The sequence below is a fragment of the Streptomyces griseorubiginosus genome, assembly GCF_017614965.1.
In the GTDB taxonomy this organism is placed as follows: Bacteria; Actinomycetota; Actinomycetes; order Streptomycetales; family Streptomycetaceae; genus Streptomyces; species Streptomyces griseorubiginosus_B.
On the sequence record NZ_WVUG01000080.1, the window covers coordinates 1 to 12,644 of the forward strand.

Genomic DNA, 12,644 nt, shown 5'->3' on the forward strand with positions numbered 1-12,644 from the left:
CCCGCCCCCCGCACCGCAACGCATCGGCTCGGCTCCGGATGCGAGGCGGCAGCCCGCGTCGCCGAGCCAGACGAACGGACCGGCCGGCAGCGCGCGACAACCGCCCGGTGCACGGCAGCCCATGGCGTCGGCCACGGCGAACGCCGACGCAACTGCGCCCACGCCACCGTGCCCCGGGGCGCGACAACCGCCCGGTCCACGGCAACCCGCGTCACCGGCCACGGCGAACGCCGACACGACGGCACCACGCCACCGCGGCCCGAGGCGCGACAACCGTCAGGTGCACGGCAGCCCGTGTCGACGGCCGCGGCGGACGCCGGTGCGACCGCCCCCGATCCGCCGTGATCCGGTTGCCTTCCCCGGACCGCCCTCGGCGTCGGACGCGCGCCCGCTCGAGGCTGGGCAGCCGTGGCACCGGGAACTCCGCGGTCTGGCCCGCCCGCAAGCCGTACCCTCCGTGGCATTCGCGCTCACCTCAGCTTCGGGTCGAGGGCGTCACGGACCGCGTCGCCCAGCATGATGAAGGCCAGGACGGTGACGGCCAGGGCGCCGGCCGGCCAGAGGAGCATGTGCGGGGCGTTGCGGATGTAGGGGGACGCGGCGGAGATGTCGATGCCCCAGCTGACGTTCGGGGGTTTGAGGCCGACCCCGAGGAAGGACAGGGTCGCCTCCAGGGCGATGTACGTGCCGAGCGCGATGGTCGCCACGACGATCACCGGGGCGACCGCGTTGGGCGCGATGTGCCGCAGCAGGATGCGGGAGTTGGAGGCGCCCAGGGAGCGGGCGGCCTGGACGTAGTCGTTCTGCTTGGCGGTGATGACGGACCCGCGGGCGATGCGCGCGATCTGCGGCCAGCCGAGCAGCACGATGAAGCCGACGACCGGCCAGACGGTGTTGCTGGTGACCACCGAGAGCAGGACGAGACCGCCGAGGACGACCGGGATCGCGAAGAAGATGTCGGTGATGCGGGAGAGGAACGAGTCCGAGACCCCGCCGAAGAACCCCGCGAGCCCGCCGAGCACCGAGCCGAGGAGCGCGACCCCGAGCGTGGCGCAGACGCCGACCGTGACGGACGTACGGGTGCCGTAGACCGTGCGCGTGTAGACGTCGCAGCCCTGGCCGTCGAAGCCGAAGGGATGGCCGGGCTGGGAGCCCTCCTGTGCCTTGGCGAGGTCGCACTTGAGGGGGCTCATCCAGGTGATCGCCGATGGCCACAGGGAGATGAAGACCAGGAAGAGGATCACGACGGCCGAGATGATGAAGACCGGGTTGCGGCGCAGGTCGCGCCAGGCGTCGGACCAGAGGGAACGCGGCTTCTGCTGCGGGCCCGTGCCCTCGGGGCCGCCCGGCGTCCGCTCCAGGGTCTCGCCCTCCGCCGTGGCCAGGTCCATGGCACCGCCCATTCCGGTGCCGGCGATGGCGCCCTCCTGTTCGTACGGCTGCTCAGGCATAGCGGATCCTCGGGTCGAGTACGGCGTACAGCAGGTCGACCAGCAGGTTGGCGACGAGGAAGACCAGGACCAGGACGGTCACGAAGCCGACCACCGTCTGGGTGTTCTGGCGGAGGATGCCCTGGTAGAGCTGGTAGCCGACGCCGTGGATGTTGAAGATCCGCTCGGTGACGATCGCGCCGCCCATCAGCGCGCCGATGTCGGTGCCGATGAAGGTGACCACCGGGATCAGGGAGTTGCGCAGCAGGTGGCGGATGATCACCCGCTGCCGGGGCAGGCCCTTGGCGACGGCCGTGCGGACGTAGTCGGAGCGCCGGTTCTCCGCGATGGAGGTACGGGTCAGCCGGGTGACGTAGGCGAGGGAGACGGACGCGAGGACCAGCCCCGGCACGATCAGCTCGCCGAACGTGGCGTCCGTGGAGACCGACGGTTTGATCCAGCCCCACTCGACGCCGAGCAGCAGTTGCAGCAGCAGGCCGGTGACGAAGGTGGGGACGGAGATGACCACGAGGGTCAGGAGGAGGACCGATGTGTCGACAGGGCGTCCGCGCTTCAGCCCCGTGATGACGCCCAGTGTGATGCCGATGACGATCTCGAAGAGGATCGCGACGATCGTCAGCCGGATGGTGACGGGGAACGCCGTCGCCATCAGCTCGGTGACCTTCTGCCCGTTGAACGCCGTACCGAAGTCGCCGGTGAAGACGTTCCCCATGTAGGTCAGGTATTGCTGCCACACGGGCTTGTCGAGCCCGAACTCCTTCTTCAGCTGGGCGGCCGTGGCCGGGTCGCACTGCCGCTCACCGCACAGGCCCGCGATGGGGTCGCCCATCACGTTCACCATCAGGAAGATCAGCAGCGTGGCCCCGATGAACACCGGGATCATCTGGAGCAGACGCCGGACCACGTACCGTCCCACGGCGGCTCAGCCGACCTTGATCTCGTTGTAGACCGGGACGCTGAACGGGTTGAGGGCGACGTTGGAGAGCCGGTCGGACCAGCCGGCGCTGCCGTTCTGGTACCAGAGCGGAATGGCGGCCATGTTGTCCCGTACGACCTTCTCGGCGCTCTGGAACAGACCGATCGCCTTGCCGGTGTCGCTCTCGGCGTTGGCCTGGTTGACGAACTTGTCGAAGTCCTTGTTGGACCACTTGCCGTCGTTGGAGGAGGCGTTGGTGTAGTAGAGGGGCTGCAGGAAGTTCTGGATGAGCGGGTAGTCCATCTGCCAGCCGGCCCGGAACGGCCCGGTCATCTTGTGTTGCCCGATCTGGTTGCGGAAGTCGGCGAAGGTGCCGACCGGGTTGCCGACGCAGGCCTTGTCGTTGCCGAGCGCGTTGTTGATGGAGTTGCACACGGCGTCCACCCACTCCTTGTGCGAGCCCGTGTCCGCGTTGTACGTGATCTTGACCTGGCCGCCGGGCAGTCCGCCGCCCTCCTGGATCAGCTTCTTGGCCTGGCTGGGGTTGTACTGGCAGCCGTCCCCGCACAGCCCGTCCTGGAAGCCGCCCGCCGTGCCGAGCACCGGTGAGGTCCAGTCGGTGGCCGGGGTGCGGGTCTTCTGGAAGATGGTGTCGGTGATCTGCTGGCGGTTGATCGCCATGGACAGGCCCTTGCGGACCTTCTCCGAGCCGCTCTTGTTCCAGGCCGGGTCGTAGAAGGGGAAGGCGAGGGTCTGGATGATGCCGGCGGGGGTGTTCAGATACCGGCCCTGGAGGTCGCTCTTGACGTTCTTGAGCTGGGCGGCCGGGACGTCGTCGACCAGGTCGAGGTTGCCGGCCATGAGGTCGGTGTAGGCGGTGTTGTTGTCGGTGTAGACCTTGAGGTCGACACCGCCGTTCTGCGCCTTGTCGGTGCCGGGGTAGGCGTCCCACTTCCTGAGGGACATCTTGGAGCCCTTGGCGTACGACTGGATGGTGTACGGGCCGTTGCCGACGGGCTTCGCGATCCAGCCGGCGTGGTCGGTGAAGAACGCCTGGGGCAGCGGGTCGTAGGCCGCGTAGCCGAGGGTGTCGGGGAAGGTCGAGAACTTCTGGCTGAGCTTGACGGTGAAGGTCTGCGGGCCGGTGACCTTGAGGCCGGAGAGTGTGGTGGCGGTCTGGGTGCCGGTGTCCGGGTGCACCTTGTCGTAGCCGTCGATGTACCCGAAGAAGTACGCGTTCTTCTGGTTGTTCTTCAGGCTCGCCCCGTAGTTCCAGGCGTCCACGAAGGACTTCGCGGTGACCGCCTCGCCGTTGCTGAACTTCCAGCCGCTCTTGACGGTAATGGTGAAGTTCTGCGAGTCGGTGGTGTCGATCTTCTCAGCGAGCATGTCCTCGGCGGCGCCGGTCTTCGGGTTGTACCGCTTCAGCCCGCGGAAGATCATGTCGAGGACCTTGCCGCCCTGCACCTCGTTGGTGTTGGCCGGCTCCAGCGGGTTCTGCGGGTCGCCCCAGGACGAGCTGAGCACCCCGCCACCGTCACCGCCACCACCGCTGCCGCCGCCACCGCTGCTGCCGCTGCCGCAGGCGGTCGCCGCGAGGGCGACCGCCACCGCGCATGCGGCCCATGGGGCGTGCGTGGCTCCACGCATGGAGTGCCTCCTCAGAATGCCGGTCCGTTACCGGCGAATATCCGGGCACTCAGCGCGGTCCGCACATTCGGCGCGCCCGTTCGCGGGACGGCCGTCCGGAGGACGGTGCCGCCGTACGGGTGAGGCGCGGGGTGAAGGCACGGTCACCGACAGGCGTCAGCGCTCCACCAGGGCACCTTCACCGGTCTGGACCAATATTTGCGATCCCGAACATCAACTCACCCGTTTTCGCAGGCCACATGAGGTTTCGCGGGCCGTTGACGCGCGCAGACACCCGCTGATAGACACACTCATCACCCAGCTGGCGTCACCAGGCAGAACCCGGTCCTGCAGTCCGAACAAGCCGTCCCTGTGCGAGCGATGACGCGAGGTCACGATTCATGAGCCCACAAGAGCAGCACGGCGCAAGGCGTTCACATCCGAGAAGCCATCGATCCCGCACGCCCCGGCTCGTCGCCCTCGCCGGCGCCCTCGCTCTGACCTCCTCGGCGGCCCTCGCGACCCCGCTCAACCCGGCTCCCCAGCAGGCGCAGGCGGCCGGGGACAGGGTCCTCACCGTCGCGGTCGCCCAGAGCGTGGACTCGCTCAGCCCCTTCCTGGCGGTACGGCTGCTCAGCACCAGCATCCTGCGGCTGACGTACGAGTACCTCACCGACTACGACCCCGGTGACGCGCACCCGGTGCCCGGCCTCGCCACCAGCTGGAAGCCGTCCGCCGACAAGCTGACCTGGACCTACACCATCCGCTCGGACGCGAAGTGGTCGGACGGGCAGAAGGTGACGGCCCAGGACGCGGCCTGGACGTTCAACAAGATGATGACCGACCAGGCGGCCGCCACCGCGAACGGCAGCTTCGTCGGCAACTTCCGCGAGGTGACGGCCCCGAGCCCCACCCAGCTGGTCGTCCGGCTGAAGAAGCCGCAGGCCACCATGACCGCGCTCGACGTGCCGATCGTGCCGGAGCACGTCTGGAAGAAGGTCACGGACTTCTCGAAGTTCAACAACGACAAGTCCTTCCCCGTCGTCGGGGACGGGCCCTTCGTCCTCACCGATTACAAGGCGGACAGCTATGTCCGGCTGAAGGCCAACAAGAGCTTCTGGCGCGGGGCGCCGAAGTTCGACGAGCTGGTCTTCAAGTACTACAAGGACCAGGACGCCGCCGTGGCCGCCCTGCGCAAGGGCGAGGTCTCCTTCGTCGCCGGCCAGCCCGCCCTGACGCCGGCTCAGGCGGCCTCCCTCAAGGGCCAGTCGGACATCAGGGTCAACGACGCCCCCGGCCGCCGCTTCTACGCCCTGGCGACCAACCCCGGCGCGAAGGCCAAGAACGGCCAGAAGTTCGGCGACGGCGACCCGTCCCTGCTGGACCAGCGGGTGCGGCACGCCCTGTTCATGGCGGTCGACCGCAAGACGATCATCGACAAGGTGTTCCAGGGCCACGCGGTCGAGGGCCAGGGCTACATCCCGCCCCGCTTCTCGACGTACTTCTGGAAACCGGACCCGGGCCAGGAGCTCGCCTACGACCCCGCCAAGGCCGCCCAGCTCCTCGACCAGGCCGGGTACAGGAAGAACGCCGACGGCAAGCGGGTCGGCAAGGACGGCAAGCCGCTGAACTACCGCGTCCTGTGCCACGCCACCGACCCCAACGACAAGGCGGTCGGACAGTACCTCAAGGAGTGGTGGGCGAAGCTCGGCATCGGCATGAGCCTGGACTGCCTGGACAACGTCACCGACCCCTGGCTCGCCGGCAAGTACGACCTCGCCTTCGACGGCTGGTCCGTCAACCCCGACCCGGACTACGTGCTGTCCATCCACACCTGCGCCGCCCTGCCCGCCACCCCGAAGGACACCGGCGCCACCGACAACTTCGTCTGCGACAAGACCTACGACGAGCTGTACGCCCGGCAGCTCGCCGAGTACGACCCCGGCAAACGGGCCGGCATCGTCAAGCAGATGGAGTCGCGGCTGTACGACCTCGGCTACATGAACGTCATGGCGTACCCGAACGCCGTCGAGGCCTACCGCACCGACCAGATCAAGTCGATCGAGACGATGCCCAGGGCCGCGGGCAACATCTACGGCCAGGACGGCTACTGGAGCTGGTGGTCGGCGGTCCCGGCCGACTCCGGCGACTCCTCCGGCGGCGGCTCGACCGGCGTGATCATCGGGGTCGTCGCGGGTGTCGTGGTCCTCGCCGGGGCCGGGGCCTTCCTCGCGCGGCGCCGGCGCGCCACCGCCGACGACCGCGAGTAGGCCATGTCCATCCAACCGACGGCGCCCGACTCGGCGTCGGCAGCGGTCGACAAGGCGGCCGTACCGGTCCCCGCCGGTACGGCGGCCCGCGGCCCACGGGCGCGCACCGCGACCGCGTATCTGCGCTACGGTGCGGCCAAGGCGGGCGGCGCCGCCGTGTCGCTGCTCGCCGTGCTGGTCACCGGCTTCTTCCTGTTCCGGCTGATCCCGGGTGACCCGGTCAAGACGATGACCGGCGGCCGCCCGGTGTCGGCCGGACAACTGGCCGCGTACCGCAAGGAGTTCGGCCTGGACCTGCCGCTGTGGGAGCAGTTCACCGACTACTGCCGCAAGGCGCTCACCGGCGACCTGGGCACCTCGTACCAGTTCCGCACCCCGGTCATCGACAAGATCACCGAGGCGCTGCCGAACACCCTGCTGCTGACCGGCACGGCCTTCGTGCTCTACACCGCGCTCGGCATGTTCCTCGGCACCCGCTCGGCCTGGCGGCACGGCGGACTCGGCGACAAGCTCAACACCGGCCTGGCGCTGACCCTCTACTCGGTCCCGTCCTTCTGGCTGGGCCTGCTGATCATCATCGTGTTCGCGGTCGGCCTCGGCCCGATCCCGGGCCTGTTCCCGACCGGCGGCATGGAGTCGGGCGGCAAGGAGGGCTTCGCCTACGTCCTCGACGTCGCCCACCATCTCGTCCTGCCGGTGGTCACGCTGGTCGCGGTCGAGTACGGCCAGACGCTGCTGGTCACCCGCTCGGCGCTGCTCGACGAGATGGGCAGCGACTATCTGACGACCGCCCGCGCCAAGGGACTCAGGGACGATCTGGTGCGGCGCCGGCACGCGGTGCCGAACGCGCTGCTGCCCACGGTCACCCTGGTCTTCGTCAACCTCGGCCGGACCGTCGCCGGCGTCATCCTGGTCGAGACCGTCTTCTCCTGGCCGGGCCTCGGCGGGCTGTTCTACCAGGCCCTGAGCGTGCCCGATCTGCCCCTGGTGCAGGGGCTGTTCCTCTTCTTCGCCTCGGCGGTGATCGTCATGAACACTCTGGCCGACCTGGTCTACCCGCTGCTCGACCCCCGGGTGGGCCGATGACGGCCGAGACGGCGACCGGGCCCCGCACGCTGGCCTGGCAGCGCCGACGCCGTTCCATGGCGCGGTTCTGGCGGCAGTACCGCACCCATCGCGCGGGCCTCGTCGGACTGGCCGCGCTCGCCCTGTTCGCGCTGGTCGCGCTGACGGCCCCGCTGACCGTCGGTTCCGGGGTGACCGGGGTGACCGACGCGCCGGGCAGTCCCCTGCAGGCGCCGAGCGGTGAGTTCCCGCTGGGCACCGACCGGTTCGGGCGGAACCTGCTCGGACTGGTGGTGTGGGGCTCGCGGGTCTCGCTGCTGGTGGGGCTGCTCGCGGCCGTGCTGTCGGTGGTGATCGGCACGGTCGTCGGGATCACCGCCGGGCACTTCCGGGGAGCGTACGCGACCGTGCTGATGCGGATCACCGACTGGTTCCTGGTGATGCCGGCGCTGGTGCTGGCCATCGCACTGGCCACGGTGATGCCCCACTCCCTCGGCACGGTGATCCTCGCGATCGGCGTCACCTCCTGGCCGACGACGGCCCGGCTGGTGCGCGCGCAGACACTGGCGGTCGAGTCACGGCCGTACATCGAACGCGCGAAGGCGCTCGGCGGCGGCCACTGGCACATCATGAGCCGGCACGTGCTGCCCAACGTGATGCCGCTGGTGCTCGCCCAGACGACCCTGATGATCTCCTCCTCCGTCCTCACCGAGGCGACCCTGGCCTTCCTCGGCCTCGACGACCCGACGGTGATCTCCTGGGGCGGGCTGCTGCAGGACGCGCGGGAGGCGGGCGCGGTCAGCTCCGGCGACTGGTGGTACCTGGTGCCGCCGGGCATCGCCATCGCGGTGGTCGCGCTGGCGTTCACCCTGTGCGGGCGCGCGGTCGAGTCGGTTCTCAACCCCAGGCTGGGGGTGGCCCGTTGACGCTGCTGGAGGTCCGGAACCTGGAGGTGACCTATCCCGGCGGGGCGGCCGCCGTACGGGGCGTGGACCTGTCCCTCGCGGCGGGCCGCAAGCTGGGCATCGCGGGCGAGTCGGGGTGCGGCAAGTCGACGCTGGCGCTCGCGCTGCTGCGGCTGCTGCCCGCCGGTGCGCGGGTGTCCGGGGAGGTCCTGCTGGACGGCGAGGACGTCATGACCATGAAATGGGGTCAGGTGCGGGCGGTGCGCTGGGCGGGTGCCTCGATCGTCTTCCAGGGCGCGATGCACTCCCTCAACCCCGTGCACCGCGTTGGCGACCAGATCGCCGAGCCGATCCTGCTGCACCGCAGGGCGACGGCGGCCGAGGCGCGCGATAAGACCGGCGAACTGCTGGAGCACGTGGGCCTGCCGGCCTCCCGCGCCTCCGCCTACCCGCACGAACTCTCCGGTGGTCAGCGCCAACGCGTGATGATCGCCATGGCGCTCGCCTGCGACCCCCGCCTCATCATCGCCGACGAGCCCACCACCGCACTGGACGTGATGATCCAGGCGCAGATCCTCCGGCTGATCGAACAGCTCGTGGCGGAACAGGACGTGGGTCTCGTCATGATCAGCCACGACCTGGCCGTCCTCGCCGACACCTGCGACCGGCTGGCGGTGATGTACGCGGGCCGGATCGTCGAGGAGGGCCCCGCCCGGCAGGTCCACGAGGACGCCCGGCACCCCTACGCCAAGGCCCTGTCGGCCGCCTTCCCGCGCATCGGCGACCCGGCCTCCCGGTTCGCCCCCCGCGGCCTGGCGGGCGACCCGCCCGACCCGTCCGAGCTGCCCTCGGGCTGCACCTTCCACCCACGGTGCCCGGAGGCACTGGACCGCTGCGCCACGGAGGACCAGCCGCTCCGCGACGCGGGACCCGGCCGCCAGGCGGCCTGCGTGCACATGGGCGCGCCCGGACCGGGACGGACGGCGGCGACCGAGGACGAGGACGCGAGGAGTACGACATGACGACGGAGAGTCCTGAGCACCACGAACCGACGGCGCCTCTGCTCGGTGCCCAGGGCCTGCGGGTGACGTTCCCGGGGCGGCGCGGGGAGGCCGCCGTGCGGGCCGTGGACGGCGTGGAGCTGGACATCCGGGCCGGGGAGATCGTGGCGCTGGTCGGCGAGTCGGGCTGCGGCAAGACGACGCTGGCGCGCACCCTGCTGGGGCTGGTGAGACCGACCGAGGGGCAAGTCCGGTTCTCGGGGCGCCCGTTGGAGTACACCTCCCGGGCCCTGAAGGCGTACCGCCGACGCGTCCAGCTCGTGCTGCAGGACCCGAGCGGATCGCTGAACCCGCGGCACACCGTGTACGACGCGGTGGCCGAGGGGCTGCGGATCCACGGGTACGGCGGCGACGAACGCACCGCCGTGGCCTCCGCGTTGTCCCTGGCTGGGCTGCGTCCCGCGGAGCGCTTCTTCCTGCGCTACCCGCACGAGCTGTCCGGGGGTCAGCGCCAACGGGTGGTCATCGCGAGCGCGTTGGTCCTGGAACCGGAACTCATCGTCGCCGACGAGCCCGTGGCGTCACTGGACGCGTCCGTGCGCGGCGAGATCCTGGCGCTGCTGCTGCGGCTGCGCACGGACCTGGGCCTGTCCGCCCTGGTGGTCACCCACGACCTGGGCCTGGCCTGGAACATCGCGGACCGCGTGGCGGTGATGTACCTGGGCCGGATCGTGGAGACGGGCGACGTGGAACAGGTCCTCACCTCCCCCCGACACCCCTACACCCAGGCCCTGTTGTCGGTCCTCCCGGAGGCGCCGGGCGCCCCGCTGGTCCTGACCGGCGAACCCCCGGACCCGTCCCGCATCCCCACGGGCTGCCGCTTCCACACCCGCTGCCAGATCCTGTCCTCGGGCGAGGCGGACACCACGGGCGTCGCAAGCCGCTGCCGCACGGAGGACCCGGAGATCCTGACCGCGTCCCCCGCCCCGCAGGTCGCCTGCCACTGGGCGCGGGCACAGGTGACTACATAGCCCCGCACCCCGTCATGGGCGGCGTCACGAACACCCCAAGGGGCGAGGGGAACTGCGCGACCAGCCACGCCGGCGCCGGGGTCGACGGACGACCCCCACCCTGAACGCCAGTTCCCGGCACCAGTCGAACTCGGGGTACCGGGAACAAGGGCTCAGCCGCCGCCGGCTTACGCGTGGACGACGTCCTTCTCCTCCGCGAAGTGGCACGCCGACTCGTGGGCGGCCGGGGTGTCGGCGCCCTTGAAGCGTTCCGGGATCGCCAGCAGGGGCACCTCCTCCGCGCACTTGTCCTGGGCCTTCCAGCAGCGGGTGCGGAAGCGGCAGCCCGAGGGCGGGTTGGCCGGAGACGGCACGTCACCGGTGAGGATGATCCGCTCGCGCTGCTCCCGCGCCTCCGGGTCCGGCACCGGAACAGCCGACAGCAACGCCTGGGTGTAGGGGTGCGTCGGGTGCTCGTAGATCTGCTCGTCGGAGCCGATCTCGGCCATCTTGCCCAGGTACATCACGCCCACCCGGTCGGAGATGTGCCGGACGATGGACAGGTCGTGCGCGATGAAGATGTACGACAGGTTGAACTCGTCCTGCAGCCGCTCCATCAGGTTGATGACCTGCGCCTGGACGGAGACGTCCAGCGCCGACACCGGCTCGTCGCAGATGATCACCTCGGGGTTCAGTGCCAGACCGCGCGCGATGCCGATGCGCTGGCGCTGACCGCCCGAGAACTGGTGCGGATAGCGGTTGATGTACTCCGGGTTGAGCCCGACGACGTCCAGCAGCTCCTGCACCCGGCGCCGCCGGTCACCCTTCGGTGCCACCTCGGGGTGGATGTCGTACGGCTCCCCGATGATGTCACCCACGGTCATCCGCGGGTTGAGCGAGGTGTACGGGTCCTGGAAGATCATCTGGATGTTCCGGCGAACCGCCTTCAGCGCCCGCCCGGACAGCCTGGTGATGTCCTGGCCCTTGTAGAAGACCTCGCCGGAGGTCGCCCGCTCCAGGTTCATCAGCAGCTTGGCGACCGTCGACTTGCCGCAGCCCGACTCGCCCACGATGCCCAGGGTCTCGCCCTGGTACAGGTCGAAGGAGATGCCGTCGACGGCCTTCACCGCGCCGATCTGACGCTTGATGACGATGCCCTGGGTCAGCGGGAAGTGCTTGACCAGGTTACGCACCTGAAGGATCGGTTCGCCCCGCTCCACCGGCGCGTCGAGCGCGGCCACCGCCTCCGTCTCGGAGTTGACGTCGGCGACCTCCACGTCGGAGACGTTCGGCGTGGCGTCCTGCGGCTCGGCGGCCGGGGTCGTCTCAGCCATGGATCGTCTCCTTCCAGAAGTGGCACGCGCTGGCGCGGCCGGGCAGTTCGCTGCCGTCCGCCTCGGTCACCGGGACCAGCGGCGGACGGTCGGTGCGGCAGATGTCCTGCGCCTTCTCACAGCGCGGGTTGAAGGCGCAGCCGCTGGGCACCTTCAGCAGGTTGGGCGGCAGACCCTTGATCGCGTACAGCTCCTGGCCCTTCTGGTCCAGGCGCGGGATCGAGTCGAGCAGACCGCGGGTGTAGGGGTGCGCGGGCCGCTTGTACAGCTCGTGCACCGGCGCCGTCTCCACGATCCGGCCCGCGTACATCACCGCGATCTTGTCGGCGACGTCCGCGACGACACCGAGGTCGTGGGTGATGAGGATCAGGCCCATCTGGTACTCGCGCTGGAGCTCCGCGAGCAGGTCCATCACCTGGGCCTGCACGGTCACGTCGAGGGCCGTGGTGGGCTCGTCGGCGATGATCAGGTCCGGCTCCAGGGCGAGCGCCATCGCGATCATGATGCGCTGGCGCATACCGCCGGAGAACTGGTGCGGGTAGTCGTTCACCCGGGCCGCGGCGGCCGGGATCTTCACCCGGTCCATCAGCTCGATGGCCTTGGCCTTGGCCTCCTTGCGGGACATCCCCTGGTGGACGCGGAACATCTCGCCGAGCTGGAACCCCACGCTGAGCACGGGGTTGAGCGCGGAGAGCGCGTCCTGGAAGATCATCGCGATGCGGGCACCGCGCAGCTTGCGCCGTTCCTCGGCGGACATGGTGAGCATGTCCTCGCCGTAGAACCGGATCTCCCCCTGGGGGATGCGGGCCGGCGGCATGTCGAGGATGCCCATGATCGCCTGCGCGGTCACGGACTTGCCGGAGCCGGACTCGCCGAGCACGGCCAGCGTCTCCCCGGAGTTCACCGAGTAGTTGACACCGTTGACGGCCTTGACCACGCCGTCGCGGGTCTGGAACTCGACGTGCAGATCGCGCACGTCGAGCAGCGGGCCCTTGCCCTTGCCGTCGCCGGACAGGGACGCCGGAGCGGCGTCGGTCGGGTCGATGATGGTCACGTACGCCTC

The 12,644-nt window shown here is 69.9% G+C and carries 10 protein-coding genes; 5 read left to right on the plus strand and 5 right to left on the minus strand.

The annotated features are described in order from the left end of the window. Positions 1–470: 470 nt before the first annotated feature. Genes GRC12_RS17355 through GRC12_RS17365 form a run of 3 tightly spaced genes read right to left on the minus strand, consistent with a single transcriptional unit; the run spans position 471 to position 4,017 of the window. The gene (locus GRC12_RS17355; protein WP_208780202.1) at positions 471–1,451 is read right to left on the minus strand and encodes an ABC transporter permease; all 981 of its coding nucleotides are present in this window, start codon (positions 1,449–1,451) and stop codon (positions 471–473) included. Then, on the minus strand, positions 1,444–2,367 hold the full coding sequence (locus tag GRC12_RS17360) for an ABC transporter permease (RefSeq protein ID WP_208780203.1): 924 nt from the start codon (positions 2,365–2,367) through the stop codon (positions 1,444–1,446). Before GRC12_RS17360 ends, GRC12_RS17355 begins: the two co-directional genes overlap by 8 nt. Positions 2,368–2,373: 6 nt before the next feature. Next, positions 2,374–4,017: a peptide ABC transporter substrate-binding protein gene (locus tag GRC12_RS17365; RefSeq protein ID WP_208780204.1), complete on the minus strand. Its 1,644-nt coding sequence runs from the start codon at positions 4,015–4,017 to the stop codon at positions 2,374–2,376. A gap of 380 nt (positions 4,018–4,397) precedes the next feature. Between GRC12_RS17365 and GRC12_RS17370 the strand changes: the two genes are divergently transcribed. The 5 genes from GRC12_RS17370 to GRC12_RS17390 are packed head-to-tail and all read left to right on the plus strand — an operon-like array spanning position 4,398 to position 10,268. Continuing rightward, positions 4,398–6,266, plus strand: a complete 1,869-nt coding sequence (locus tag GRC12_RS17370) for an ABC transporter substrate-binding protein (protein WP_208780205.1) — start codon at positions 4,398–4,400, stop codon at positions 6,264–6,266. 3 nt (positions 6,267–6,269) lie between these two features. Further along, on the plus strand, positions 6,270–7,352 hold the full coding sequence (locus tag GRC12_RS17375) for an ABC transporter permease (RefSeq protein WP_208780206.1): 1,083 nt from the start codon (positions 6,270–6,272) through the stop codon (positions 7,350–7,352). Further along, the gene (locus tag GRC12_RS17380; RefSeq protein WP_208780207.1) at positions 7,349–8,257 is read left to right on the plus strand and encodes an ABC transporter permease; all 909 of its coding nucleotides are present in this window, start codon (positions 7,349–7,351) and stop codon (positions 8,255–8,257) included. The genes GRC12_RS17375 and GRC12_RS17380 overlap by 4 nt, the downstream gene beginning before the upstream one ends. Continuing rightward, the gene (locus GRC12_RS17385; protein WP_208780208.1) at positions 8,254–9,258 is read left to right on the plus strand and encodes an ABC transporter ATP-binding protein; all 1,005 of its coding nucleotides are present in this window, start codon (positions 8,254–8,256) and stop codon (positions 9,256–9,258) included. The genes GRC12_RS17380 and GRC12_RS17385 overlap by 4 nt, the downstream gene beginning before the upstream one ends. Further along, a complete protein-coding gene (locus tag GRC12_RS17390) occupies positions 9,255–10,268 on the plus strand; it encodes an oligopeptide/dipeptide ABC transporter ATP-binding protein (protein WP_208780209.1) in 1,014 nt (337 codons plus the stop codon). Before GRC12_RS17385 ends, GRC12_RS17390 begins: the two co-directional genes overlap by 4 nt. Positions 10,269–10,435: 167 nt before the next feature. Here GRC12_RS17390 and GRC12_RS17395 read toward each other — a convergent pair whose 3' ends face one another. Further along, positions 10,436–11,581, minus strand: a complete 1,146-nt coding sequence (locus GRC12_RS17395; protein WP_244373040.1) for an ABC transporter ATP-binding protein — start codon at positions 11,579–11,581, stop codon at positions 10,436–10,438. After that, positions 11,574–12,635 (minus strand): ABC transporter ATP-binding protein, encoded by a 1,062-nt coding sequence (locus GRC12_RS17400; protein WP_439959891.1) that lies wholly within the window; start codon positions 12,633–12,635, stop codon positions 11,574–11,576. The genes GRC12_RS17395 and GRC12_RS17400 overlap by 8 nt, the downstream gene beginning before the upstream one ends. Between the last annotated feature and the right edge of the window lie 9 nt (positions 12,636–12,644).

Bases quoted from the DNA above. Each gene is read 5' to 3' on its own strand.
- GRC12_RS17370 (WP_208780205.1), top strand. From the start codon at position 4,398: ATGAGCCCACAAGAGCAGCACGGCGCAAGGCGTTCACATCCGAGAAGC.
- GRC12_RS17355 (WP_208780202.1), bottom strand. From the start codon at position 1,451: ATGCCTGAGCAGCCGTACGAACAGGAGGGCGCCATCGCCGGCACCGGA.
- GRC12_RS17375 (WP_208780206.1), top strand. From the start codon at position 6,270: ATGTCCATCCAACCGACGGCGCCCGACTCGGCGTCGGCAGCGGTCGAC.
- GRC12_RS17395 (WP_244373040.1), bottom strand. From the start codon at position 11,581: ATGGCTGAGACGACCCCGGCCGCCGAGCCGCAGGACGCCACGCCGAAC.
- GRC12_RS17365 (WP_208780204.1), bottom strand. From the start codon at position 4,017: ATGCGTGGAGCCACGCACGCCCCATGGGCCGCATGCGCGGTGGCGGTC.
- GRC12_RS17390 (WP_208780209.1), top strand. From the start codon at position 9,255: ATGACGACGGAGAGTCCTGAGCACCACGAACCGACGGCGCCTCTGCTC.
- GRC12_RS17380 (WP_208780207.1), top strand. From the start codon at position 7,349: ATGACGGCCGAGACGGCGACCGGGCCCCGCACGCTGGCCTGGCAGCGC.